The organism is Bradyrhizobium sp. 160 (assembly GCF_023073735.1).
Taxonomy (GTDB): Bacteria; Pseudomonadota; Alphaproteobacteria; order Rhizobiales; family Xanthobacteraceae; genus Bradyrhizobium.
Window position 1 is genome coordinate 285,324 of the sequence record NZ_JADPKD010000067.1, and the last position, 25,804, is coordinate 311,127.

20 protein-coding genes are annotated in these 25,804 nt (G+C 63.9%); 8 read left to right on the top strand and 12 right to left on the bottom strand.

Annotated elements, in window-relative coordinates; genetic code table 11:
• Positions 1–342 precede the first annotated feature (342 nt).
• Together IVA98_RS28900 and IVA98_RS28905 are read left to right on the top strand one after the other, a co-directional pair.
• Positions 343–2,550, top strand: coding sequence for a L,D-transpeptidase family protein (locus IVA98_RS28900; protein ID WP_247333753.1), 2,208 nt, complete (start codon positions 343–345; stop codon positions 2,548–2,550).
• Positions 2,551–2,826: 276 nt separating this feature from the next.
• Positions 2,827–4,443, top strand: a complete 1,617-nt coding sequence (locus tag IVA98_RS28905) for a peptidoglycan L,D-endopeptidase MepK (RefSeq protein WP_247355990.1) — start codon at positions 2,827–2,829, stop codon at positions 4,441–4,443.
• A gap of 53 nt (positions 4,444–4,496) precedes the next feature.
• Here IVA98_RS28905 and IVA98_RS28910 read toward each other — a convergent pair whose 3' ends face one another.
• From IVA98_RS28910 to IVA98_RS28920, 3 genes are all read right to left on the bottom strand, one after another.
• Positions 4,497–6,260, bottom strand: a complete 1,764-nt coding sequence (locus tag IVA98_RS28910) for an adenylate/guanylate cyclase domain-containing protein (RefSeq protein ID WP_247301557.1) — start codon at positions 6,258–6,260, stop codon at positions 4,497–4,499.
• An 81-nt stretch (positions 6,261–6,341) separates the two neighbouring features.
• Complete coding sequence (locus IVA98_RS28915; RefSeq protein ID WP_247301556.1) at positions 6,342–6,614, bottom strand: DUF2312 domain-containing protein; 273 nt, start codon at positions 6,612–6,614, stop codon at positions 6,342–6,344.
• Between the two features lie 187 nt (positions 6,615–6,801).
• Positions 6,802–7,107, bottom strand: coding sequence for a DUF1244 domain-containing protein (locus tag IVA98_RS28920; protein ID WP_247301554.1), 306 nt, complete (start codon positions 7,105–7,107; stop codon positions 6,802–6,804).
• Between the two features lie 190 nt (positions 7,108–7,297).
• On the opposite strand from IVA98_RS28920, the gene IVA98_RS28925 reads away from it, so the two are divergent.
• Together IVA98_RS28925 and pyk are read left to right on the top strand one after the other, a co-directional pair.
• Complete coding sequence (locus tag IVA98_RS28925; RefSeq protein WP_247301553.1) at positions 7,298–7,888, top strand: DUF1036 domain-containing protein; 591 nt, start codon at positions 7,298–7,300, stop codon at positions 7,886–7,888.
• The gene (pyk, locus tag IVA98_RS28930) at positions 7,885–9,321 is read left to right on the top strand and encodes a pyruvate kinase (protein WP_247355996.1); all 1,437 of its coding nucleotides are present in this window, start codon (positions 7,885–7,887) and stop codon (positions 9,319–9,321) included. Before IVA98_RS28925 ends, pyk begins: the two co-directional genes overlap by 4 nt.
• Positions 9,322–9,468: 147 nt before the next feature.
• On the opposite strand, the gene IVA98_RS28935 is transcribed toward pyk, so the two are convergent.
• The gene (locus tag IVA98_RS28935; RefSeq protein WP_247301549.1) at positions 9,469–10,149 is read right to left on the bottom strand and encodes a helix-turn-helix domain-containing protein; all 681 of its coding nucleotides are present in this window, start codon (positions 10,147–10,149) and stop codon (positions 9,469–9,471) included.
• Here IVA98_RS28935 and IVA98_RS28940 point away from each other — a divergent pair.
• Positions 10,148–11,917, top strand: coding sequence for a hypothetical protein (locus IVA98_RS28940; protein ID WP_346657747.1), 1,770 nt, complete (start codon positions 10,148–10,150; stop codon positions 11,915–11,917). The two genes, IVA98_RS28935 and IVA98_RS28940, sit on opposite strands and share 2 nt — an antisense overlap.
• Positions 11,918–12,186: 269 nt before the next feature.
• Here the strand turns inward: IVA98_RS28940 and IVA98_RS28945 are convergent, their stop codons facing one another.
• Positions 12,187–12,351 carry a Flp family type IVb pilin gene (locus tag IVA98_RS28945; protein ID WP_247280192.1) on the bottom strand — a complete coding sequence of 55 codons (165 nt, stop codon included), beginning with the start codon at positions 12,349–12,351 and terminating at the stop codon, positions 12,187–12,189.
• A 390-nt stretch (positions 12,352–12,741) separates the two neighbouring features.
• Between IVA98_RS28945 and IVA98_RS28950 the strand changes: the two genes are divergently transcribed.
• Positions 12,742–14,232, top strand: a complete 1,491-nt coding sequence (locus IVA98_RS28950; protein WP_247301547.1) for a hypothetical protein — start codon at positions 12,742–12,744, stop codon at positions 14,230–14,232.
• A 43-nt stretch (positions 14,233–14,275) separates the two neighbouring features.
• Here IVA98_RS28950 and IVA98_RS28955 read toward each other — a convergent pair whose 3' ends face one another.
• On the bottom strand, positions 14,276–15,187 hold the full coding sequence (locus IVA98_RS28955) for an arginase family protein (protein ID WP_247301546.1): 912 nt from the start codon (positions 15,185–15,187) through the stop codon (positions 14,276–14,278).
• A 211-nt stretch (positions 15,188–15,398) separates the two neighbouring features.
• Between IVA98_RS28955 and IVA98_RS28960 the strand changes: the two genes are divergently transcribed.
• Both IVA98_RS28960 and IVA98_RS28965 read left to right on the top strand, forming a co-directional pair.
• Positions 15,399–15,959: a TetR/AcrR family transcriptional regulator gene (locus tag IVA98_RS28960; RefSeq protein ID WP_524536428.1), complete on the top strand. Its 561-nt coding sequence runs from the start codon at positions 15,399–15,401 to the stop codon at positions 15,957–15,959.
• 72 nt (positions 15,960–16,031) lie between these two features.
• Positions 16,032–16,889: a DMT family transporter gene (locus IVA98_RS28965; RefSeq protein WP_247333755.1), complete on the top strand. Its 858-nt coding sequence runs from the start codon at positions 16,032–16,034 to the stop codon at positions 16,887–16,889.
• Between the two features lie 132 nt (positions 16,890–17,021).
• On the opposite strand, the gene ftsH is transcribed toward IVA98_RS28965, so the two are convergent.
• The 6 genes from ftsH to IVA98_RS28995 form a co-directional block, all read right to left on the bottom strand.
• Positions 17,022–18,944 carry an ATP-dependent zinc metalloprotease FtsH gene (gene ftsH, locus IVA98_RS28970; protein WP_035998585.1) on the bottom strand — a complete coding sequence of 641 codons (1,923 nt, stop codon included), beginning with the start codon at positions 18,942–18,944 and terminating at the stop codon, positions 17,022–17,024.
• Between the two features lie 291 nt (positions 18,945–19,235).
• Positions 19,236–20,294 (bottom strand): tRNA lysidine(34) synthetase TilS, encoded by a 1,059-nt coding sequence (gene tilS, locus IVA98_RS28975; protein WP_247301544.1) that lies wholly within the window; start codon positions 20,292–20,294, stop codon positions 19,236–19,238.
• Between the two features lie 82 nt (positions 20,295–20,376).
• Positions 20,377–21,438, bottom strand: coding sequence for a tol-pal system protein YbgF (gene ybgF / locus IVA98_RS28980; protein WP_247301543.1), 1,062 nt, complete (start codon positions 21,436–21,438; stop codon positions 20,377–20,379).
• A gap of 188 nt (positions 21,439–21,626) precedes the next feature.
• Positions 21,627–22,115: a peptidoglycan-associated lipoprotein Pal gene (gene pal, locus IVA98_RS28985; RefSeq protein ID WP_035704649.1), complete on the bottom strand. Its 489-nt coding sequence runs from the start codon at positions 22,113–22,115 to the stop codon at positions 21,627–21,629.
• A gap of 268 nt (positions 22,116–22,383) precedes the next feature.
• Positions 22,384–23,118, bottom strand: coding sequence for an N-acyl amino acid synthase FeeM domain-containing protein (locus IVA98_RS28990; RefSeq protein WP_247301624.1), 735 nt, complete (start codon positions 23,116–23,118; stop codon positions 22,384–22,386).
• Between the two features lie 155 nt (positions 23,119–23,273).
• A complete protein-coding gene (locus IVA98_RS28995) occupies positions 23,274–25,604 on the bottom strand; it encodes a putative bifunctional diguanylate cyclase/phosphodiesterase (RefSeq protein WP_247333757.1) in 2,331 nt (776 codons plus the stop codon).
• Positions 25,605–25,804: the final 200 nt, after the last annotated feature.

The window sequence follows — 25,804 nt, forward strand, 5'->3', positions numbered from 1 at the left end:
TATCTGCACAGCGGATTGCCTGTTGCCGCGAAGAGGCCGCAAGCCCTTCCCATCACGGTGAAATTTGGCCGCGACGTGAACCGTGACCTGGAAGTGACAGACACAGGGAAAAGCGCGTGGGGCATGCGCATAATTCGTTGCCAAGAAGGCTGCCTTGACGTCAGTTTGTCGTGAGTTGTCCCGGGTAGCGCTGGCCGCAAAAACGGGGCCCGTATATCGTCTGCGTATGAATCGTTGCGTGCAGGCGTGCGACTTTCGAGAGGCCGGCGCGTTTAGCCGAAGATTTAGCGACGATAACGAAGCTGTTCCACGAGGGACAGTTCACCCGAGGGGTGTGACACAATGCGTGACTGTTTGAACCACCGTGCAGGCTTTGACCGTGTCTTGATGACGGTCGCGGCAACCTTCCTCACGGTGTCGGCCAGCTCAGCCCTGGCGCAGGATCAGACGCGCAGCAGCGCCGCCGAGCTCGCAATCGAGGCCGCGATCCCGCGCCCCGAGCCGGCCAACGTCCCGCCTCCAACCGCCTCCGACATCAAGCTCGATACCACCGCCACCGTTCAGGCCACTGCGAAGGAGCCCGTGAAGGCCGAAGTCGCACCGGCGCCCGACAAGGTCGAGACCAGGCCTTCCGATGTCGCCACCTCGCCCGCCACTGAGGCGCCGACGAGCGAGACGGCCAAGAGCGAACCTGCGAAGACCGAATCCGCGAAGACCGAGCCTGCCGCATCTGAACACACCAAGGCAGACACGGCGACGGCAACGCCAGCCGCGCCTGTGGCCCCGGCTCCGGCCGCCGAGCCGGTGAAGGCCGCGAGCAACGTTCCCGCTGCCGACCAGCCGGTCGCCGACAGGCTCAAGGACATCATCGGCGCCAAGACGTCGCGCCATTTCGACCGCAAGAACGAACGCGCGGCGATCGAGAAGTTTTACGGTGCGCGCGACTTCGCGCCGGTCTGGACGCAAGGCGGCAGCCTGACCGCTGCAGCCAAGGGTGTGATCGCGCGGCTGAAGGACGCGGCCTCCGACGGCCTCAATCCGGCCGACTATCCGGTGCCGGATTTCGCCGCCGCGACCACGCCCGATACGCTCGCCGATGCCGAGCTGAAACTCACCGCCAGCATGTTCGACTATGCGCGGCACGCTCAGAGTGGCCGCATGCACTGGTCGCAGGTCAGCGGCGACATCCTCTATCCCGAGCACCCGGTCGACCCGAACGAAGTGCTTGCCAAGGTCACGACCGCGACGGATGCGTCCGCGGCGCTCGACAGCTACAACCCGCCGCACAAGCTCTACAAGGAGCTGAAGGCCAAGCTCGCGGAGCTCCGCGGCCACGGCAGCGGCCCGTTGATCGAGATCGCCGACGGTCCGGCGCTGAAATACACCCCGGCCGGCAAGAAGCAGGCCGAGATCGTCGTGGAAGATCCGCGCGTGCCGCAGCTGCGCGCCAAGCTCGGCATCACCGAGAACGCGAATGACACCCGCTATGACGCGGCGGTCGCCGACGCCGTGCGCAGATTCCAGAGCGGCGCCGAGATCAAGGCGACCGGCATCCTCGACGACAAGACTGTCAAGGCGCTTAACACCCCCAAGCGCGACAAGCAGATCGACGTGGTGCTGGTGAACATGGAGCGCTGGCGCTGGCTGCCGCGCGACCTCGGGGCGTCCTCACTCGGCGATGCCTATGTCATCCTCAACATTCCCGACTATACGCTGAAGGTGATGCAGCGCGGCCAGCAGGTCTGGAGCACCCGCGTCGTCACCGGCAAACCGGGCACGCATGCGACGCCGCTGCTCACCGAGACGATGAAGTACATCACGGTCAATCCGACCTGGAATGTGCCCCCGTCGATCGTCTACAACGAATATCTGCCGGCGCTTCAGCAGGACCCGACCGTGCTTCAGCGCATGGGCCTCAAGCTCGAGCAGAACCGCGACGGCTCGGTGCACATCTCGCAGCCGCCGGGTGAAGCCAACGCGCTCGGCCGCATCCGCTTCAATTTCCCGAACAAGTTCCTGGTCTATCAGCACGACACGCCGGACAAGCATTTGTTCGCCCGGGACGAGCGCGCCTTCAGCCACGGCTGCATGCGTGTGCAGAATCCGGATCAGTACGCGTCCGTGCTGCTCAATATCACCATGCCGAACGACAAGTATACGCCCGAGCGCGTCCGCAGCATGTACGGCAAGGGCGAGATCGACCTGAAATTCCCGACCCCGATCCCGGTCAACATCACCTATCAGACCGCGTTCGTGGATGACGCCGGCAAGCTCCAGTTCCGCAAGGACATCTATGGCCGCGACGCGACCATGATCAACATCCTGAAGAACAACCGCGGCAAGGACCTCGAGGCCGTCGTAGCGCATTCGCAGCCGAGCTATTCGCGCCCGGCAACGACGCTGCCGTCAGGGGTGGCGGTGGCCAACAATGGCGGCGGCTTTGGCTCATCCGGCCCGAATTTCTTCGAACGGCTGTTCGGGGCGCCGACCCCGCCGGCGCCGCCCGCACCGGTGGGCCGCCGACCGCAGCAGCGGGTATTCACCCGCTGAGGCTCAGCTCCCTCTATAAAATTCTGCAATAAAATCAGCGACCCCGTCCTTGGACGGCGTCGCTTAACGTTAACCACCCTCAACCTCGGCCCGGACAGCGGGCGTTTTTTTGCCACAGTCAACCGTTTAGGATTGTATTCTGACTTGGTTTGGGGGCGGGAAGGTCAACCTCGAATTAACCTTCTCGCTTTAAGAAAGCGTTCATCCTCTTTCGCGCTGCTACGGGGTTGGCGGGAGAGTCCATTTTGAACGCTCGTCGACTGGGTGGGCTCATACGTGCTGACTGGTCTCGCACGCCAATTCGCTGTGCTGTCGTTGTCCCATGCGGGAGTGAAGGCCGGATCCAGGATCGGCCTCGCTGCTGCACTGCTGCTTGCTGCCGCAGGTTCGGTTCATGATGCCGCCGCGCTGAACGAAACCAAGACGCTCTCCTTTCATCACACCCATTCCGGCGAAGACCTCACCGTCACCTTCAAGCGCGACGGCCGGTATGACGAAGCCGCGCTGAAGCAGCTCAACCACTTTCTGCGCGACTGGCGCACCCAGGATGAGACGGTCATGGACCGACGCCTGTTCGACATCCTCTGGGAAGTCTATCGCGACGTCGACGGCAAGCAGCCGATCCAGATCATCTCCTCCTACCGCTCCCCCGCTACCAACGCCATGCTCCGCCGCCGCTCCTCCGGTGTGGCGCGCTTCAGCCAGCATATGCTGGGCCACGCGATGGACTTCTATATCCCCGGCGTGCCGCTGGAGCAGATTCGCTTCGCCGGCCTGCGCCTCCAGCGTGGCGGCGTCGGCTTCTATCCGACCTCCGGCTCGCCCTTCGTGCACCTCGACACCGGCAGCATCCGGCACTGGCCGCGCATGACGCATGACCAGCTCGCCCGCGTCTTCCCGGACGGAAAAACAGTGCATCTGCCGACCGACGGCGTTCCGCTGAAGGGTTATGAGCTCGCCAAGGCCGAGATCGAGCGACGCGGCAGCGGCGACGATTCCGGCAGCAAGACCAATTTCTTCGCCGCCTTGTTCAAGGGCAGGTCGGCGGCTCCGGCCGCCAGCAGCGACGAGGATGACGAGGGTGCACCGGCGCCGGCCGCGAAACCGGCGACGCCGACCGTGGTCGCCGCCGCGGCCAAGTCCGCCGAGCCGGTGCCGACGCCGCGCGCCAAGCCGCAGATCGCTGCAACGCTCCAGCTCGCCTCGGCCGACGCGCAGATCGTTGCGCCACCTAAGCCGAAGCCCGTGGCTGACAAGCTGGCGACCGCCAAATCTGCCGATGCCAAGCCCGAGACCCCGGCCGACATCATCAATGCCCGCGGTTTCTGGGATGATATCCCGGCCGCGCCGCAGCAGGCGACGCCGGCACAGGTCGCAGCGTTGAAGGCGCGCCAGGCACTCGCCCCCGCCAGCGATCCGCAAGCCACCGCGAGCGTCTCCAGCGCGGCCTATCAGGCGCTGGCCTTTGCCCCCGCATCCGCCTCGCCGGTCGACCGCGCCAATGTCGTCGCCGCCTCTGCCCCGATCCCGCGCTCCGCTCGTACCGCTTCCACGACGCGCAGCCTCGCTCAGGCCGAGATCAACACGGTGGTCGGTAAGAGCATCGATGGAAGGATCGCAACCGCGACCCGGCTCTCCGCGGCCAAGGGCGACAGCATCTGGCTCAAGATCGTGATGCTCTCACCGAGCGCCAGCCGTGCGATGTCGGTGACGCTGATGGGCGAGCTCGATACCGCGGCGCTGCGCCGCTATTTCGTCAAGCCGCACGCTGTGATCGCGATGGGTTTTGTCGAGGACCCGATGCAGGGCGTGTCCTGCGACAGTTTCTCGGGTAGCGCCACCGCCAAGCTCGAGACGACGTCCTTCGTCATGCGCACTGCCGCGCTGCGCTGAGAGCCGCGGCCCAGCCAACCTCTCGCCTGCCCTGTTCTTGCTGCGCGTATCGATCATGCCGGCAGGCCAGCTCTGAGGAGCCCGGATTCGTGACGCTCGCGATCGATCTCGCGCTTGTAGTGCAGGGTTGCAAGATAGGCTGCCACCGAGAACCCGGGTTCGCGCTTCAGGACCTCCGCGGCGTGAGCGCCAGCCGCGACGGCATTGTTCATCTGCGCGAATATCGCTGCAAGGAACGCGTGATGGGTATAGTCGGGCCGCGTGATCCTTGAAAACGCCTCGGCAGCCTCGGCGTATTTCTCCGCGCAATAATACGCGCGACCGAGATGGCTCCAGAATCGCTCGGGATGATGAGGGTTGAGCCGCATCGCTTTCCTGATCCAGTCGATTCCCTCCTCAGGCAAGCCCAGCCAGGTCAGGAGCTCTCCCTGCTGCACGACAACCAGATCGTAGTTCGGGTTGAGGGCCAGCGCACGCTCCTGATGATAAGTGGCTTTTTCATAGTCGTGGCGCGTCAGGTTGAGCGCGGCGAGGATGCGGTGCACGTCTGCATCGTTTTCGTCGAGTGCCAACGCGATTTCGAGTTCTGCAGCCACCTGCTCGAAAGTCGCGTCGCGGTCAGCGCACCAGCCATAGATCCAGCACTGGCCGAGCACACACGCCTTCCAGGCGTGGGCGTGGGCGTAATTCGGATCCATCGCCAGCGCCCGGTTGAGCAGTATCTGCGCCTGCGCGTTGTCCTCGCGTGTTGAACGGTGATGCAGGAGCTTTGCAGCCAGCACGCATTCGTAGGCGCGCATGTTCTCGGTCGGCTTGCGCTTGGTGCGGTCATGCGCTGCCGCTTCGACGCGACCAGGCAACGTCGCGACGATCGCGCGGGTCATCTCGTCCTGGATGGCGAAAATATCCTCGAGCTCGCGATCGTAACGTTCAGCCCAGATGTGGCGATCGGTTTCCGCGTCGATCAGCTGCACGGTGACGCGGACACGCCCGCCGGCTTTTCGCACGCTGCCCTCGATGACATAGTCGACCCCGAACTCGCGGCCGATGTCCTGGACCTTTACGGCCTTGCCCTTGTAGACGAAGGTCGAGTTTCGCGAGATGACGAGCAGGTCGTGGAAGCGCGAGAGCTCGGTGATGATATCTTCCGTGAGACCGTCGGCGAAGAATTCCTGTTCCGGATCGCCGCTCATGTTGGCGAACGGCAGCACGGCGATGGACGGCTTCTTTGAGACAATTGGTGACGTAACAGCCTTCGTCGCCTCTGGCAGGCTTGCAGGCCCTTCCGCCAGCCGAATGCGGAAGATGCGGATCGGGCGAGCGATGTTCTTGACGTTCTGCTCGCCGAGATCGTCGAATTGAACTCCGTCGAGCCGGTCGCCCACCTGATCGCGCACCGCGCCTGAAACGCAGATCCCTCCAGGTTCGGCCAGCGCCTCCAGTCGTGCTGCGACGTTGACGCCGTCACCGAAAATGTCGTTCTGATCGACGATGACATCGCCAAGATTGATGCCGATGCGGAATTGTATCCATCGCGGCGGCGGGACATCGGCATTGCGTCGCGCCATGCGGCGCTGAACCTCGGCGGCACAAAGCACGGCATCGACGACGCTGTGGAATTCGGCGAGCATGCCGTCACCCGTCGTCTTGATGATGGTGCCGCGATTCTTGGCAATGGCCGGATCGATGAGCTCGACCCGATGGGTCTTCAGGCGCGCAAGGGTACCCGCCTCGTCGACTTCCATCAGCCGGCTAAAGCCGACCATGTCGGCGGCGAGGACCGCGGCAAGCCTGCGCTCTGGTCCCGGCACATCCATCGCTCGGTCCCTTCACCGGGCACTCTAGCAGATGAAGGGATTTCGCCCAAGCTTCGTGCGCTGCAACGCCCCCCGGGCGCCTCAGATCATCCCCAGCGCCTGCATGTAGGTCTCGAGAATGGTCTCGGCCTCGGCGCGCTCGTTAGGGTCCTGCTTGCGCAGGCGCACGATGGTGCGCAGCGCCTTGACGTCGTAGCCGTTGCCCTTGCTCTCGGCATAGACGTCGCGGATGTCGTCCGAGATCGCCTTTTTCTCTTCCTCCAGCCGCTCGATGCGCTCGATGATGGATTTGAGCTGGTCCTTGGCAAATTTCGTCGCGGGCTCGTCGTCGCGGACGGCGGCGGAGATGGCCATCTTGGTACTCCCAATGGAACTGGCAAAACGAGGTGACGCCGGCATCCTCACCGCGCGTGCTGGGTAGACCCTTAGGGTTGGTGCTCCCGGCGTTCAAGGCAGCATCGCGCTCGTCCACAGTGCGCCCACACCTTCCTGCGGCTGCTTGAAGAAAGCTGTTGTGTGACCCGACTCAGCAGGCCGTCGTTCAGTGCCCGCGGGGATGGACTTTCTTCATCGCCTCGATCTGCTCCGGCGTGGCCGTGCCCTGGTATTTCGACTTCCAGGTCTCGTAGGGCATGCCGTAGACGGCCTCCCGGCTCTCCTCCTTGCTCAAGGCGACGCCTTGAGCGTCGGCGGCGTCCTTGAGCCAGTTGGACAGGCAGTTGCGGCAGAAGCCGGCGAGGTTCATCAGGTCGATGTTCTGGACGTCCGTGCGCGTCCTCAAATGATCGACCAGACGGCGGAAAGCGGCCGCCTCGAGCTCCGTTCTGGTTTTGTCGTCGATTGCCATAGCTGGATTCCTTGGCCCTGAATTGTGCCCTGCCGCCCGATGGCGGTCACCCTTACGGGATCAGGTGGGTCCTGTCACAGATTTTGCTATATCACGGCGCAAACGAGCCGGCAGCCGGCCTTACCGCTCCTTGGGGCGGTTCTGCGGCGCCACGCCAAATCGTCAATGATCTGATATAGCTTCCGCGACAATGATCGCCGAATCTCCCCGCTCCCCCCTTTGCGTGCTCGCCCGGTTGGTCCCGGTGCTGGCGGTCGCGCTGCTATGCCTCTGGACCAGCCCGGCGTCCGCCGATTTCCGCCTCTGCAATAACACGTCGAGCCGGGTGGGAATCGCGCTCGGCTACAAGGACGCCGAAGGCTGGACCACCGAGGGCTGGTGGAACATCTCGTCCCGCTCCTGCGAGACGCTGCTGCGGGGAACGCTGGTCGCCCGCTATTATTACATCTACGCCATCGACTACGACCGTGGCGGTGAATGGTCGGGCCAAGCCTTCATGTGCTCGCGCGACAAGGAGTTCACCATCCGCGGCACCGAGGATTGCCTAGCGCGCGGCTACGATCGCACCGGCTATTTCGAGGTCGATACCGGCGAGCAGCGGGCTTGGACGGTCCAGCTCACCGACGCCAACGAACAACCGGCGCAGCAGCGCGTACCTGGCCTGCCCGGCACGGTTGGCCCGGGCGGGGTTCCCGGTTTGCCCAACAGCCCGCCCGGTGGTACGCCGCCCCCGACTGGCCTCCCGCCAGCGCCCTCGCCCCCGTCTGGAAGTAAGCAATGAGGCGCCTTCGCCGTATCAAGATTCTCGCGACCCTGGGACCTGCCTCGTCGGACCTCGCGATGATCCGCCGCCTGTTCGAGGCCGGCGCCGACCTGTTTCGCATCAACATGAGCCACACCCCGCATGACAAGATGCGGGAGCTGGTGGCAACGATCCGCAACGTCGAATCGAGCTACGGCCGGCCGATCGGCATTCTGGTCGACCTCCAGGGCCCGAAGCTCAGGCTCGGCGCCTTCACTGACGGCGCGGTCCAGCTCCAGAACGGCCAGACCTTCACCCTCGATTCCGACAAGGCGCCAGGCGATACCACGCGCGTCCACCTGCCGCATCCGGAGATCCTGGCCGCGCTGCGGCCCGGCCATGCGCTGCTGCTCGACGACGGCAAGGTGCGGCTGATCGCGGAGGAGACCACGAAGCAGCACGCGGTGACGCGTGTCGTGGTCGGCGGCAAGATGAGCGACCGCAAGGGCGTCAGCCTGCCCGACACCGACCTGCCGGTCTCGGCGATGACCCCGAAGGACCGCGCCGACCTCGAGGCGGCGCTCGTCACCGGCGTCGACTGGATCGCACTCTCCTTCGTGCAGCGGGCCGACGACGTGCTCGAAGCCAAGAAGATGATCCGTGGCCGCGCCGCCGTGATGGCCAAGATCGAGAAGCCACAGGCGATCGACCGCCTCGCCGACATCATCGAGGCCTCCGATGCGCTGATGGTGGCGCGCGGCGATCTCGGCGTCGAGCTGCCGCTGGAGCGGGTGCCGAGCCTGCAGAAGCAGATGACGCGGATGGCGCGCCGCGCCGGCAAGCCGGTGGTGATCGCGACCCAGATGTTGGAATCGATGATCCTGTCGCCGGTGCCGACCCGGGCCGAAGTCTCCGACGTCGCTACCGCCGTCTACGAGGGTGCCGACGCCATCATGCTGTCGGCGGAATCGGCGGCCGGCAAGTTCCCGGTCGAGGCGGTCTCGACCATGAACCGCATCGGCGAGGAGGTCGAGCGCGACCCGACCTATCGGTCGGTGATCATGGCGCAGCGCCCCGCGCCGGAATCTACCGCCGGTGATGCCATCGCCGACGCCGCGCGCCAGATCGCCGAGACGCTCGACCTGCCCGCCTTGATCTGCTGGACCAGCTCGGGCTCAACCGCCGTGCGCGTCGCACGTGAGCGGCCGAAGCCGCCGATCGTGGCGATTACACCGAACATCACGGCCGGCCGCCGCCTCGCCGTCGTCTGGGGCGTGCACTGCGTCGTGGCCGAGGATGCCCGCGACCAGGACGACATGGTCGGCCGCGCCGGCCAGATCGCGTTCCGGGACGGCTTCGTCCGGGCCGGCCAGCGCGTCATCATTGTCGCCGGCGTGCCGCTCGGCATCCCCGGCACCACCAACATGGTGCGCATCGCCTCGGTCGGCCCCGAGGACGACGCCCATATCTGATATCCGGCTGCTCAAACAAAAACTACGAAAACAACCCCATGCACAGTAGAAGGCCGGTCCGGCGCCCGTGCTGCGGTTTTTCGAAAAGCCCTGTGCGAGCAACGGCCTGAGCGCAATCAGGCCTCCGCCCGGATGGCGCGGCGGATTTTACGCCCCAACCAGCGCCTTCGTGGTCGGCAGCAGCGTCTGCTGCACCACCAGCCCCCTGGCCCGGGCGTCCATGACGCCTACCGCACGCAGCGCAAGCAGCGTCACCGTCTGCACCGCGTCGCGCATCTTGACGGGATCCTCGAGATTGTCGGGCGCGAGCGGCCCGACCAGGGATTCATGCAGCGCGCCGAGCAGCGCGGTGGCAGCGAGCGCGGTATCCTGCGCCGGCAGATGGCCGGCGCGCACGGCGGCGTCGATCCGGGACGCGATCTCGCCGGCGATCTCGCGGCGGCTGGCGAGGCGCGAGGCACTGACATCGACGTCAACGGGCTCGGCCAAGATGCCCCAGGCCAGCCTGCGCTGCGACAGCGTATGGACCGCCACGGTAGTGACCGCGGCCGCCAGCGCCGAGGACGGCCCCGGCGCGCCGTCGGCCGCCCGCCGGATGGCCGCCAGTTCGTCGCGCGAAACCTCGGCAATCAATTCGGAAATCAGCTCGGCCTTGGACGGGAAGTAGCGGTAGACCGTCCCCGCCGCAACATTGGCGCGGAGCGCGACTGGCGCGATCTGCACAGCCGCCATCCCGCCTTCGGCCGCAGCCTCCCGCGCCGCCGCCAATATCGCACTGCGCCGGGCCGCAAGGCGCTTCACCACTTGATGCGTCCGCCGATAAACCATGGCGCGCTTCCTGTCCCCACGCGCCAGCCACGCCCCGCGGCCGAACGCTTCGTCACGTCGAAAGATGCAAATCGCCCCGCAAGGACTGAACAACTATTCAGGGTGGATGACAAGGTACAAATGGGCATACGAACGCCACGCAGCTCTGAGCTGCAAGCAAGTAGTAAAGGCATCCTTGCACCGCTGGGCCGCGGCAAGCCGGTCCAGTTTACCTCAACTTAAAAGCGATCATGTTCAGGTGCTGACGCGCTGTTGTGCGTGGTCATTCAACTCCGAGAGTGCAATGTCGATCTCCATCACGAGCAGCGTTCCCCTCCGCGGCGTTGCGCGCTGGCTCATGCCGTTCTGCATTGGCGCCATTGTCTACGTGTTCTTTCTAGGCATCGGCGACGTCATGCTGCGCGACTCCGATACGCTGTGGCAGATCAAGATCGGGCAGTGGATCCTCGAACACCGCGCGCTGCCCTACAACGATATTTATTCGTTTACCCGGGCCGGCGAGGCCTGGATCTCGAGTTCCTGGCTGTCACAAGTGCTGTTCGCGCTTGTTTACGAACCATCGAACTGGTCGGGCGCAGTGATCCTGACATCGCTCGCGATCGGTGTGACTGCGGCGATTTTCGTCTACCTGCTCGAGCCCTATCTGGAACCTGCGCGCGCCTTTCTGCTCCTCACTCCGCTGCTCGCGATGTCGGTCGGCCACTTTCTCGCCCGCCCGCACATGCTGGCCTTGCCTGTCATGCTTGCCTTTGTCGGCGGGTTGCTGGCGGCCGCCGATCGGCGCACTGCGCCCTCCTGGCTGTTGCTGCCCTTGATGGCGTTGTGGGCCAATCTTCACGGCGGTTTCGTCATGGGGCTGGTCCTGATTGGACCCATTGGCCTCGATGCAATCGTAGCCGCCGATCGCAACGACCGGTTTGCAGTGGCGGCGCGCTGGGCCTTGTTCGGGCTTGCTGCGCTTGCCGCGAGCTGTTGCACGCCCTACGGCTGGGACACGCTTCTCGGCGCCACGAAAATCCTCAGCCTCGGTAAGCTGCTCTCGTTGATCTGGGAGTGGATGCCGGCCGACTTCAGCTCGTTCAGCCCGTTTGAAGCCGCCCTGCTCGGTTTGATCGCTATCGGCTATTGCAGCGGACTGACGCTGCGGTGGACCCGCATCCTTCTGCTGCTAGGCCTGACCTGGGCGGCACTCACCCACGTCAGAAACATCGAGGTCTTTGCCCTGTTGACCCCGCTCGTGGTCGCAAAGCCGTTCGCCGAACAATTGGGACTGACGAGAGCTGTGGCGCAAGAACCGCGGTTGTCCTTTACAATCACCGCAATTGCGGCGCTCGTGATCGTCGTCGCCGGCTGGAGCATCACCCGGTCCTATGCGACGCCGCACCGGTATGCTTTTATTGCCAATCAGAGTCCCGCGGCTGCGGTCGACCTGCTCGAACGGCGGCACGCGCAGCGGATCTTTAGCACCGCTCCGATCGGAGGCTATCTGATCACCCGCAACATCAAGAGCTTCATCGATGGCCGTGCCGAGCTGTATGGAGAGCAGTTTGTGCTCGACTACTTCGATGCCGTTGAGGGCAAGAACGTCGAGACTCTGCTGCGTCTGCTCGAGACCTACCGGATCGACGCGACGTTGCTGAACACCAGCATTCCCGCCGCGAGAATTATGGACCATTTGCCGGGGTGGAAGCGGCTCTATGCGGATGACATCGTCGTGGTTCACGTCCGCGATGACGCACCGGCGCAGCTACCTTCCGCATCACGGTGAGCCAAACAAGGCCGCTGGCTCTCGCGACCTTGCGCGTAAGAAGAAAACCATGGCGGAAAGCTTGCCTTCAGCTCTCCTTCGAGGCGTGCGTCTGCGGCGGACTCTCAGGTGGTTTGCGGCGGGATATTGAGCCGCATGGTGAGGCGCCTGCCAGGCGGGCGACTTGAACCATACACCTTAGGCGTCGTCCGACTGCAGCTGCATCGCCCAAAAGAAAAGAGCCCCATCGGGGACGGGGCTCTCGAAATTCTTAAGTCGTCCAGTCTTACTTACTTCAGGCTGGTCGAGATCGAGCCGAACTTGCCGTTCAGCGTGCTGCCGAGGTTGGTGACGACGGTGATGATCGCGAGCGCGATGCCGGCGGCGATTAGGCCGTATTCGATGGCGGTGGCGCCGGATTCGTCCTTCACGAAACGCGAAACGAGGTTCTTCATAGACTGCTCCAAAGAGTATACGGGCTATAACTGATCTGGTCTTTTCGGCTTCCCAGCGCCGCCCGACCATGAAACCCAACTTAGGGGCAAAGAATTTCGCCGCAGTTAATTCGACTGCGCAAACACGGAGCGGTTTGCGTGTATTGGCCGATGGTAAACCGAAATTGAAAACAATCGGTTAAATCGTCGGGAGATGAGACTGACCGGCGCCGGTTTACCCGAAGTTATCACCGCCGTGGTCCAATGCCGCCCGCTCGGACTGAAGCGCGACGAGATGAATCGTTCAGCGCGCTTCAAGTTATTGTTCGAGCATGATCTTCCCGGAAAACTGCTACACACTTTTGCGGATCATGCTCGGACCGACAAGAAACAACAGGACGACGAGGCGGCATGTCCCTTTCCTTTGCCAACGGCATCGCGGTGCAGGGCCGCGCACGAGTCCTGACGCCGCTCTGCGTCGGTGCCGGCGCCTATCTCTTCTTCCTCTTCGTCGGCGACACGCTGCTTCAGGACTCCGACTCGTTCTGGCAGATCAAGATCGGGCAATGGATCCTCGATCACGGCGCCATGCCCACCACCGACTTCTATTCCTTCACGCGGACGGGCGCGCCCTGGATTTCGACGTCGTGGCTGTCGCAGGTGATGTTCGCGTTCTCCTATGCGCAGTGGGGCTGGGCCGGGCCCGTGATCCTCACCGCGGTCGGGGTCGCGCTCTCGGCCGCGATCTTCGTCTATCTGCTCGACGCCCGGATCGAGGCACCGCGCGCGGTGCTGTTCGCGATGCTGGCGCTGCTGTTGTCGCTGCATCACGTGCTGGCGCGTCCGCACGTCCTGGCGTTGCCCGTCATGGTGGCGTGGGTCGGCCTCTTGATGGCCGCTGCCGACCGCAGAAGCGCGCCGTCCTGGGCCTGGTTGCCGCTGATGGCGCTCTGGGCGAATTTGCACGGCGGCTTCGTGCTGGGCCTGGCGCTGATCGGCCCGATCTCACTCGAGGCGGTCGAGCATGCCGAGAAGGGACGACGACTCCAACTGTTCCTGCGCTGGGTGCTGTTCGGCATCGGCGCCCTGATCGCGAGCTGCTGCACGCCTTACGGCTGGCAGACCTTGATGGGTGCTACCAACATCCTCAGCCTCGGCGAACTGCTGTCACTGATCTTCGAATGGATGCCGGCGAATTTCGCCACGTTCACCTCGTTCGAAGGCGCGCTGCTCGGCCTGATCGCGCTCGGTTACTATCGCGGCCTCGTGCTCTCGGCGCCAAGGATCTTCTTGATCCTGTTCCTGACCTGGAGCGCGCTGACCCATGTCCGCAGCATCGATGCCTTTGCCTTTCTGGTGCCGCTGGTGCTGGCAAAGCCGCTCGGCGAGATGTTTTCGCGCCCGCAGATCGACGCCACTGATGGCGACCGCTGGCCGGCCCGCTACATCACCGTAACAGGCGCGCTGATGATCGTGGCCGCAAGCTGGAGCTCAACCTCGATCTACATGGGGCATCACCGCTTCAGCTTCACGATGACGCAGACGCCGGTTGCAGCGGTCGACCTGCTCGAACAGCGCAAGGTGCAGCGCATCTTCAACGCCTATCAGTTCGGCGGCTATCTGATCTCGCGCGACATCCCCGTCTTCGTCGACGGCCGCGCCGAGCTCTATGGCGAGAAATTCGTCATGGACTTCTTCAAGGCGACGGAGGGCAAGAAGCCGGAGCTGCTGCCGCGTCTGCTCGACGAGCACAAGATCGACGCAACGCTATTGGTCGCCGATGCGCCGGGCCCGCAGATTCTCGACCAGCTCAAGGGCTGGAAGCGGATCTACACCGATGATATCGCGGTGATCCATGTGCGGGAGAATGCCGAAGGTTCGGCGGCGGTGCTGACGAAGTGAAGACGTAAGCCGATGGCGTCCGGCGCAGGTGGCTGGCTAGCAGCTACACCGCCCGTTTCCGCATGCAACCTATCGCATTGCAAAGAATTCGCGCGACAGTAGTTGCTCCAATATTTTGCAAATCGCGATGCGGAACGAACTCGACCAGGTCTAATCCGACGATTGTAGACTTTGACGCAATACCTTGCAGCAGTTCAATAACGTCGAAATAGTGCAGACCGCCCGGCTGAGGGATGAGCACAGCCGGGACGACTGACGGATCAAGACCGTCACAATCGATGGTGATGAGGCACTTAGCGTCGTCTTCTATTTCTTCGAGAACGCTAGCGATTCCGTGACGTCGGAGCTCTCTGGCAGTGAAAATCTTCGCGCCCCATGCCTTCGCATCGTCAAATTCAGCGCGACCAGAGCCGCCAATGCCCCTCAAACCGACTTGGACGATGCGCTTCACCCAAGATAATTCGCTGGCTCGCCGCATTGTGCTGGAGAACGTATAGCCTGATCCGTCTCGCTGATCGCGCCAATCGAGATGGGCGTCAATTTGCAGAATCGTCAGGTCTTTGGCCTTATGGAATGCCTCGAAGAAGGGTATCGGAACCGAATCATCACCGCCCAGCAGGATCGGGACAGCTCCGACGGAAAGTATTGCTTGTGTGGCTGCTCTGATCGCGTCTCGATTGCTCTCGGGTGTTGTTGGGTCCGTCAGCAGGTTCCCACCGTCGAGGACCTTCATGCTTGCTGATTCGAGCAACTCGGCGTCTTGATCAAAATCCCAACGCGTGAGATCGCTCTCATAGTGGCGCAGGGCACGACGAATGACATCCGGCGCCTTAGCGGCATGGCTCGTCTGACCTGCAAGATGAGGCGTGGCATCTGAAGCGCCAAACAAGATCACGTCGGCAGCCGGAAGCGCGGCGGCCAAGTCGCAGGCCTCAACGCCCAAAAAGGTCGCCATGTCGGGACGCACTCCGATTATCCCGCGATAAGCTATGATCTCCAACGTAAGTTGTCCGGCCGTGTTCCCAAAAGGCGAGGCGACGCCTCGGATTCCTGAGCTGGAGCCTGCCAGCCGCCACTTGTAATTTGAGGACTGATCGGTCTATATATCACCCATGAGCCGCCAGCCCCTAACGCAATTGCCTCGCGGCCGCCCGCGAAGCTTCGACGTGGACGCCGTCGTCGAACGCGCGATGAACGCGTTCTGGTCGCGCGGCTATCACGCCACCGCGCTGCCGGACCTGCTTCGTGCCACGAAATTGTCGCGTGGTAGCCTTTACGCCGCGTTTGGCGACAAGCACTCGCTGTTCCTTCGCGCGCTCGATCGCTACATTGCCGATGCCGTGGCACGGATGGATGTCGAGCTCAGCCCTCGCAAGGGGCCGATCGACGGCCTGCGAACCCTTCTGGCCGGCTACGTCGAGCGCACCAGCGGTGCCAATGGCCGGCGCGGGTGCCTGCTGGTGGCCACGGCCATGGAGTTAGCCGGGCAGGATTCCGAAGTAAACCGCCGCGTCGCGGGCTTCTTTAGGGCGATGGAGGCCAGGGTGACGAGCGCACTATCCCGCGCAAAGACAGCAGGCCAGCTGGCGGAAGATGTCGATCCCTCGAGTGCCGCCAAGATTCTCGTCTGTTTCGTCGAGGGGCTGCGCGTCGTTGGTAAGACCGCGCCGGCACGGACCACGTCGCAAGCCATCGCTGACGCTCTTCTCGATCGTTTCATCAGATAGACGACCCTTCAGGCACGCACCGCAATTGATGCGCCTATATTTGGACCAATCGGTCTTGAAAGAAAGCACGCCATGTCTGCCATCCAGATCGTCTGCGCGGTAGCGGTCCCCCTGCTCTGGGGCTATCAGTTCGTGGCGATCAAGGTCGGCGTCGCGGAGTTTCCGCCGCTCTTCTTCCTCGCGCTGCGCTTTCTGGCGATCACGCTGGTGCTCGTTCCGTTCGTCAAAAAACCCACGCGCGAGCAGCTCCGTCCTATCGCGGGCATTTCGATTTTCCTTGGCGCTTTGAACTTCGGCCTCTTCTATGTCGGCCTTGGGCTCGGCTCGGGAAGTATGTCGGCCGTTGCCTATCAGCTCGCCACGCCTTTCACGGTGCTGTTGGCGTGGCCGCTGCTCAGCGAGCGGCCGTCTCTCACCACCTCCGCCGGAGTTCTGCTGGCCTTCGTCGGCGTGGTCGTGCTGGCGGCGGAGCCCGGCCTGTCCACCAATTGGCTTTCTCTGCTGCTCGTGGTCGGGGCAGCCTTCGCATTCGCCGTGTCTAACGTCCTGACGAAACGCTACGGCCCTTTTGATCCCCTGATGCTGATGGGATGGTCATCGCTGTTCACCGTGCCGCAAGTGATGTTGATGTCGCTGCTGCTCGAATATGGACAAATGGCGAGCCTCGCCACGGCGGATGGACGTGGTTGGCTGGCCCTCGCCTACACGATCTTCATCGGAGGAATCGTCGGGTTCGGCCTTTGGTTCTGGCTGATCGGACGTTGCTCCATGGGTCGCGTCGCCCCCTTCGGCCTGCTGCTTCCGGTGTTCGCCTTGATGTCGAGCGTGTTGATCCTTGGCGAGCGCATGACGCCAAAATTGATCGTCGGCGGGCTGCTCGCGATTTCCGGCGTGGCGATGACGCTCAGGCGGAGCGCGCGCCGCGTTTGAGCCCGGACGCGTCCTCTATGCCCGCCCCAACTCGCAATGACGGGCAAGAATGTCCGCTCGCGAACGCGCGCTCGACTAACAAAAAACGCGGCGTTGCCGCCGCGTTTTTCGAGTTGATCTGTCGTTCGCAGCTTACGCCTGCGGCTGCGGCTCCAAGCCGGGATCCGGATCGGGGCGCGGGCGCGGCTTGCCGGCCGGAGGCACCGCGGAGGCGCGCGGCGTGGTCGGCTCGAGCACGGATTCGCGGTTCGGCTTCTTGCCCTTGAGCAGGTCGACGATTTCATCGCCGGTCAGCGTCTCGAACTCGAGCAGGCCCTTGGCAAGTGTCTCGAGGTCGGCGCGCTTCTCGGTGAGGATGCGGGTTGCTTCCTTGTAGCCTTCCTCGACCAGGCGCTTGATCTCGGAATCGATCTTCTGGACCGTCGCCTCGGAGGCGTTCTGCGTGCGCGACACCGACATGCCGAGGAACACCTCGTCCTGGTTTTCGCCGTAGGAGACGGTGCCGAGCTCTTCCGACAGGCCCCAGCGCGTCACCATCATGCGGGCAAGGCGCGTCGCCTGCTCGATATCGGAGGCCGCACCGGAGGTCACCTTCTCGCGGCCGAAGATCAGCTCTTCGGCGACGCGGCCACCCATCATGATGGCGAGGCGCGAGGTCATCTGCTCCAGCGACATCGACAGCTTGTCGCGCTCCGGCAGCTGCATGACCATGCCGAGCGCACGGCCACGCGGGATGATGGTCGCCTTGTGGATCGGATCGGTCGCAGGCACGTTGAGGCCGACGATGGCGTGGCCGCCCTCGTGATAGGCCGTGAGCAGCTTCTCTTCCTCGGTCATGACGAGCGACTTGCGCTCAGCGCCCATCATCACCTTGTCCTTGGCCTCCTCGAACTCGGCCTGCGTCACCATCCGCTTGTTGCGGCGGGCGGCGGTCAAGGCGGCTTCGTTGACGAGGTTCATGAGGTCGGCGCCGGAGAAGCCGGGGGTGCCGCGCGCGATGGTCTTGAGGTTGATGTCCGGCGCCAGCGGAACTTTACGAACATGCACCTTGAGGATCTGCTCGCGGCCGACGACGTCAGGATTGGGCACCACGACCTGGCGGTCGAAGCGGCCGGGACGCAGCAGCGCGGGATCGAGCACGTCGGGACGGTTGGTCGCGGCAATGAGGATCACGCCCTCGTTGGCCTCGAACCCGTCCATCTCGACCAGCAACTGGTTCAGCGTCTGCTCGCGCTCGTCATTGCCGCCGCCGAGACCGGCGCCACGGTGACGACCGACGGCGTCGATTTCGTCGATGAAGATGATGCAGGGCGCGTTCTTCTTGGCCTGCTCGAACATGTCGCGTACGCGGGAAGCACCGACGCCGACGAACATCTCGACGAAGTCGGAACCGGAAATGGTGAAGAACGGCACGTTGGCTTCACCTGCGACCGCACGCGCGATCAGGGTCTTGCCGGTGCCGGGCGGGCCGACCAGCAGCACGCCGCGCGGGATACGGCCGCCGAGGCGCTGGAATTTGCCGGGGTCGCGCAGGAACTCGACGATCTCCTGGAGGTCCTGCTTGGCCTCGTCGACGCCGGCGACGTCCTCGAAGGTGACGCGGCCATGCGCTTCGGTCAGCATCTTCGCACGCGACTTGCCAAAACCCATCGCCTTGCCGGCGCCGCCCTGCATCTGCCGCGACAGGAAGATCCAGACGCCGATCAGCGCGATGAACGGCAGCCAGGAGACCAGCAGCGAGACGAACCACGGCACGTTGTCGCCGGGCGGCTTCGCCGTGATCTGCACCTTGCTATCATAGAGGCGCTTCACCAGCGTCGGGTCGTTCGGCGCATAGGTCTGGAAGCTGGAGCCGTTGGTGAAGGTGCCGTGGATGTCGGGACCCTGGATCACGACGTCGCGCACATTGCCGCGGTCAACCTCGCTCAGCAGCTGGGAGAAGGCGATGTCCTGCGAGGAAGCGCGCTGACCCGGATTCTGGAAGAGCGTAAACAACGCCAACAGCAGCAAGACAATGATGACCCAGAGGGCGAAATTGCGCAGATTGGCGTTCATCGATCTTCCTTCGTGGTCGCGCGGATCGCGGCCGTGATCCTTGGGCAGTTACTTTGGTCAATGCGAGGAAATCCCAAGGAATCCTCTCGGTTAGACGCATACAATTTAGGTGCCGCCCCGGTCGCTGCCAAGGGAACGAGATGGGACTATTTATCCCATCTTAGTGCGATTCCGGCTGAAATAATGGCGCCCGAGCCGGGGTTTTTCCCGCCTGGTTAAGGTCGCCTGAGGGCGCAGAGCCGAACCGGCCGGTGTCATGATCCCGACCTCATGCAGCCTTCATACACACTATCAGGCGCCCTTGCGCCGCCGCGGCGGCGCCGGCGCGATGCGGATACGCCCGCCGGCGAGGCTGATCAAGGCTCCCGCGAGCGTTTGCTTCAGAACCGGCCGGCCATTTGCGGCGGCACGGGGAGCTGCGGCGATGGCCCGATCGAGCACGGCCAGCAGGCTTTCGACCTTGCCGAGTTCCGCCGGCCCCTCGTGCCCGAGCGCGTCGATGGCCCGCAGCAGAAGCCGCAGCCGGACCTCGTCCGGAAGGGCGGCAAATGCCAAGGCCTCGAAGCTCCGAACACCCGCCTGCGGCGCAACGTCGCGATCCCGCAAGCGGAGGAAGCGCTCGGCGCCGTCGGCGAGCACCTCGACCGCCGCATTGGCGCGCGCCAGCCTTGACGCGAGCCGCACCAGCGTGCGGGCATCGCCGCCCTCGGCCGCGAGCTGTGGCAGCAGCGCGCGCAGCCGCGGCCGGGTGAAGGCGGTGTCGCGGTTGGAGGGGTCATCGGCAAAGCCGACTTTCGCCCGCTTCAAGGTCGCGATCAGCTGCGCCTTCGGGACGTCGAGCAGCGGACGCGCCAGCACGATGCCATCGCGCTCGCTGACGCCAGCCATCGCCGAGAGCCCGGCAAGTCCGCTGCCGCGGAGCATTCGCATCAACAGGGTCTCGGCCTGATCGTCGCGGGTGTGGGCGGTCAGCACATGACTTGCGCCGACGGCGCGTGCGGCCTGTGCGAGCAGACGGTAGCGGGCCTCGCGCGCCGCGGCAGGCAGTCCCGTCTTCGGCTTTGCACCGCGCCAGCGCAAAGTCCGGTGCGGCAATCCCAGGTCGGCGGCGAGACGCCTGACCTCGCGCGCCTCGCGGGCCGCTTCCGGGCGCAGGCCGTGATCGACGGTGACGACGGTGAGTTGCGGGCCGCGCGCAAGACTGCGCCGCCAGCGGGCCGCGAGCCACATCAGCGCGACCGAGTCGGGCCCGCCCGAGACCGCGAGCACCAGCGCCGGCGCAGTTTTGAGGCCGGCGAACAGCCGCCTCGCCTCGCGTGCCGAGATCGGAGAATTGTCGTCGTCTGACATGACGCGGCCCAGCAATCGTCAGCGGATGATTGCGATGTTTAGCGCAGCACCATCCGCATTGTCAGGACTCAAACGCCAGATGTCAGCACTTCACCCGCTTCTGCTCGCGATCGACCGCGGCTTTGACACCGGCCGAGGCGCGCGGATATTTGCGGCCGACCTCGCCGAAGGCGGCGCAGGCGGCCTCCTTCTCCTTCAGCGCGGCGAGGGACTGGCCGAGCCGCAGCAGGGCATCCGGCGCTTTGGCCGATTTTTCGTATTTGGTGGTGACGGCGAGGAAGGCTTCCGCGGAATCGCGATATTGCTGGCGCTGGAAGTAGCTCTCCCCGAGCCAGTATTGCGCATCGCCGAGCAGCGGGTCGCTCGGATATTTCTGCGCGAAATTCTTCATGGTCTGCTCGGCGAGCGCATAGTCCTTGCGCTGCATGTAGCCGATGCCGAGGTCGAACTCGTCGCGCGGCGTTGCCGAGGGCGGCAGCGTCGTCAGGCCAGCGCCGCCTGATGGCGGGGGATAGCCGGATTGGGCCGGCGGATAGCCGGGCTGGGCGGCCGGGGGAGCGGCCTGATAACGGGGGCTCGTGTTGGCAAGATCGAGCGGTTCGCCGGCACCGCGTCCGCCGGGTGCCCCTGCCGGCATCGGCTGCTGCCCGCCGCCGAGCGCACGTGGCGCACCGGGCGCGGTCGGGTTCTGGTTCGGATCGAAGGCATCGCCGCGGCGGCGCGTGCCCGGTGCGCCAGGCGCCGGCTGCTCCTGAACGATCGGCGCGGGAGCAGCGATCTGCGGCTGCTCGTAATTCGGCTGCACGGCCTGTTGTTGCGGCTGCTGCTGGCGATAGCCCGGCGCGACCTGGCTCGGTGCGATCTGGGCAGGCGGCATCGCCGCGACGCTGGGCGCCTGTCCGGGCGCGGCTTGCGCGCCGCCTTCCAGCGCCCGCAGCCGCTCCTCGAGCTGGCGGTTGCGATATTGCAGCTGCTCGTTCTGGCCGGTGAGCTGGCGCAGCTGGTTCTCCAGCCGCTCGATCCGCATCTCGGGGTCGGCATCATCCGATTGCGCGAAGACCGACTGCGCAAGTGCGGGCGAGCACAAAGAGAGCAGCGCGGCAATCGCCGCGGTGCCGGTAAAGACCTTAAATCTGGATGACATCTTGCCCTGACGACAAAAGCGAAATGGCCTGCAACGGAACATTCGACGCGCCACACATTGAAGTGGAGTACGCCAAAAATGTGACTGGTACCAAGGGGTTTCTGTCACAGAATGCTGAAACGAAACCGGCGCCCGAGAGGGCGCCGGCATAATCGAGTTCTGAAGCTGAACGGCACCTGACTGAAGCGTCAGGAGCTCGCGTTCAAGACGGTGACGGCGCGCCGGTTCTGCGACCAGCAGGAGATGTCGTTACAGACGGCCACCGGCCGCTCCTTGCCGTAGGAGATCGTGCGCATGCGGTTCGGATCGATGCCGCGTGAGGCGAGGAACGAACGCACCGACTGGGCTCTCCGGGCGCCGAGCGCGATGTTGTATTCGCGGGTGCCGCGCTCGTCGGCATGGCCTTCGATGGTGAAGCTGTAGCGCGGATAGGTCTGCAGCCACTGCGCCTGCTTCTCCAGGGTCACGATCGCCTGCGGGGTCAGATCGGTCTGGTCGCTTTCGAAGAACACGCGGTCGCCCACGTTGACGACGAAGTCCTGCTGACTGCCCGGCGTCGCCGCGTTGGCCATCGCATCCGTCGCAGCATTCTTGTTGGCGCAGGCGCCCATCGACAGCGCGACGGCAAGCACCGCGACCAGCTTCAATCCCTGGAGGATACGCATAGGATGTTTCATTCCGGAGCCTCCACGCTCGCGTTAGTCCACTGCCGTCCGGTCTACAGGGGGTTGGTTAAGCGAACGTTCCGTCAACCTTGACGGAACCTTGCCTCAGCCGATCAAATGCCCCCAACCAGCGAAAAGCACCCATTATGGTTAATGGGTTGTAAATGTGGCGCAAGGGTGAAGGCAAGCGGTGCTCATGGCCAGAACGCGCGCTTGCACCAGGATAGAACCCGGCTGCCAGCGGCTGAAACCACATGAAACCACAAACGAGCTGGAGGGATCAGGCTTGGGCGGCCACAGCGCCGGCAACAAGAACCGGCCTGGATGCGGCGATCCGGTGGGTGCCCCGTTCAAATAGCATCCGCCGCTCAAACGCGCTCGAGCGCATGATCGGGAAACGCGTCAGGATCTTTTCCCGGACCTCGGGATAATTCGAGGCCATCAGGACGGCTTTCTTCGTCGGCCAGCCCGGAAATGAACGCGGCTCAGTGAGAGTCTCGGACAGGAACACGCGGCGGTAGAACGCCTGATGATCGGTCCGCACCATCGAAAGTCCGACATCGGCATTGAAATGCTCGCAAGCTACGAAAGGCAGCCGCACCGTCAGATAGGGCAGTTCAGGGAACCTCTGCTGCATTTCGGGATCGGCAACAAATCGACACGGATCGACAAAAACCTCGCCCCGGTCCAGGCGAGGATGCAGGACGTCGCCGAACACCTCCGTGGTGTAGGACATCCGCCAGTCGGAGGTCAGAACGTGGATGCGCACGGCAGCGCAAAGTTCGTCTGCGACGTAGACGCCGAAATTCCAAACGTTGGGCGCGCTATCGAAGCGATCAGTTACCCGCTGGGACTCGGACGGTGGGATCAGTCCTGCTTGCAGATAGGCGCGGTAGCGCATCCGATACAGCGCTTCATTGTCCTCCGGCGTTTCGAGGAGGCGATAGTCGATGCGATCGAACAGCGCGGCTCCGCGCGGAAGGAGCGCCGTCTGCGGTTCGGCCCCTGACTTCATCTGCAATCTCTACGCTCCGACAACCTCTGCGAGTAGGTAGAGATTAATGGTTCCTTAACGGAATTGCAAAGACTTGAATCGGATACGGTTAACCCCGTACGACTACGGTGATGCCTGAGCGAGCTGAAACGAAGGGAAATCTTGAGAACTGGAAATCAGGCGATCGATCGCGATACGGCGACCACCTGATCCTTGCCGCCGCGAATGCCGTGCGAGGCATTGAGCAATTGGCGCACCCGCACCGCCGGTACCGGCCGGCTGAACAGATAACCCTGTCCCTCGGTCACCGTACCGTCGGCACTAATCAGCTCGAGCTGCTCGTTGGTCTCGATTCCCTCGACCACGACGGACATGCCGAGGTCCGCCGACAGTCTCGCCACGCCGCGCAAAAGCGTCAGCGGCCGGTCGGTGTCGATGCCCTCCAGGAAGGAGCGGTCGATCTTCACCTTCTGCATCGGGAAATTGTGCAGATAGCTGAGGCTGGAGTAGCCGGTGCCGAAATCGTCGAGCGAGATGCGCACGCCGAGCGCATGCAGTTGCGACAGGATGTCGTGCGTGAGCTGGGTGTTGCGCAGCAGCGAGGACTCGGTGATCTCGATCTCCAGCCGATGCGCCGGCAGGCCCGACACTTCGAGCGCGTAGCGGATTTCGCTCAGCACGTCCCGCTGGTGGAATTGCTGCGGCGAGAAGTTGACGGCGACGCTGACGCCCTCCGGCCACTTCGCGCATTCCATGCAGGCGCGGCGCAGGATCCAGCGGCCGAGATCGACGATCAGGCCCATGTCTTCGGCAACCGGGATGATGTCGACCGGCGAGACCGTGCCGCGCACCGGATGATTCCAGCGCAGCAGCGCCTCGCAGGTGGTGATCTTGCCGGATTTCAGATTGACCAGCGGCTGATAGAACAGCTCGAACTCCTCGTGAGCGAGCGCCTTGCGCAGGTCGAGCTCGAGAATGCGGCGGGCTTCGACCGTCGCCGCCATCTCGTCGCGGAAGAAGCAGAAGGTGCCGCGGCCGTCGGCCTTGGCGCGGTACAGCGCCATGTCGGCGTTCTTGAGCAGCGTATCGGCGCTGGTGCCATCCGGCGAGGTCAGTGCGATGCCGACGCTGGCGCCGATCTCGACCAGATGGTTGTCGATGCGATAGCGCTCGCTCAGCCGCTCGACGATGCGGCGGGCCAGCGCAGCTGCGTCCTCGGGCGAAGAGAGGTTCTGCTGAAACACGACGAACTCGTCGCCGCCGAAACGGGCGACGAAATCCTCGGGGCGCAGCATCTCGCGCAGACGGTTGGCCACCGCGCACAGGAGCTGGTCACCGCAGGGATGGCCCAGCGTGTCATTGACTTGCTTGAACTGGTCAAGATCAACGAAGAGCAGAGCGGATAGACGCGCTGAATCCCGCGCGACGGCGAGCAACCGCTCGATCTCGTCGCGAAAATTGACACGGTTCGGCAGCGCCGTGAGATCATCGTAGCGGGCCAGATGGCTGATCCTGGCCTCGGCGTTGCGCCGCTCGGTGATGTCCTCGAGCAGTACCACCGCGCCGCCATCAGCCATCGGTTGGACGGTCCATGACAGCGAACGGTTCCTTCGCGGATCGGGGTCGGTGGTGATGATTTCCTTCGCCTGCGCGGTTTCGATGTCGGCAATGATCAGGTCGCCGCTCGCGGCCGATATCGATCCCGCTTCGACGCATGCTGCGATGACGCCGCGCACGCTCGTGCCGTTCTGGGCGAGATTGTCGGGCAGGTCCATCATCGCGCCAAAGCGGTGGTTCATCACCGCGAGTTGGCCGTCGATGCGAAACATGCAGAGCCCGTGCGGCATGTTGTTGAGGGCCGTGTCGAACTGGCCGGCGAGCGCAGCCTCGCGCTCGCGTGCGATAACCGCGCGCAGGAATATCTTGTGCAGATTGCCGGAGAGCCGCATGACCGAGAGGAGGAACGCGGCGCACACGACGGACATTGCCACGTAATAGGGCGTGCCGCGCAGCGCCAGCGCGACCACAGCCGGGCCGAATATCAACGTGGCTTGCAGACGAAATATCGACTGCCGTCCGTAAGCTCTCCCCGCTCCTCCCGCCACGATTCCGGTGGTGACCGAGAGGGCAATCATGTGAGCGATGGCGTCGTCATTGCTCAGCAGCGTCGTGGAGCACCATAGACCAATCACGACGGCCTGGATGAGCGCGCCGACTTGGTAGCGCATTTGCAGACTGGCTGCTTGTTCCGCGCTCAGGACCGATTTTCGAGCCTGGTACCGGCTCAAATCGAAGGCCCGTATAGCTCCTGCGAGAACGAGAAGAGGAACAAACCCCCAAATCAGCGTCTGTCCCGTCTTCAGCGCTGTCAAGGATGCCGCGAACGCCGAGAAGATGATGCCGGTAAGCACCGTGCCAGGAGCCTCGAACAGCGAATCGGTCAGTGCCGCCGAAATCGTCGGCGAGGCCTGCTCCTCAGGTTCTCCGCTCTGGCTTGCGAACTGCATTGGTGTTTGTACGCGCGTCCTGTTTGGCGCGTAGTTTTACTCAACCCAGATGAAGCCTTTCTGAGGGAACATCGTTAAAGTCGAGTTGTTTTGCGGCAATGGCGAACCTATTTCTACTGATATTTCAAGCGACTAGGCAAGCCTTGCCGAGCGCAAGGTGAAGGAAAGCTTGCTTTCCTCAGCGAAGCCGAAAAAATCTG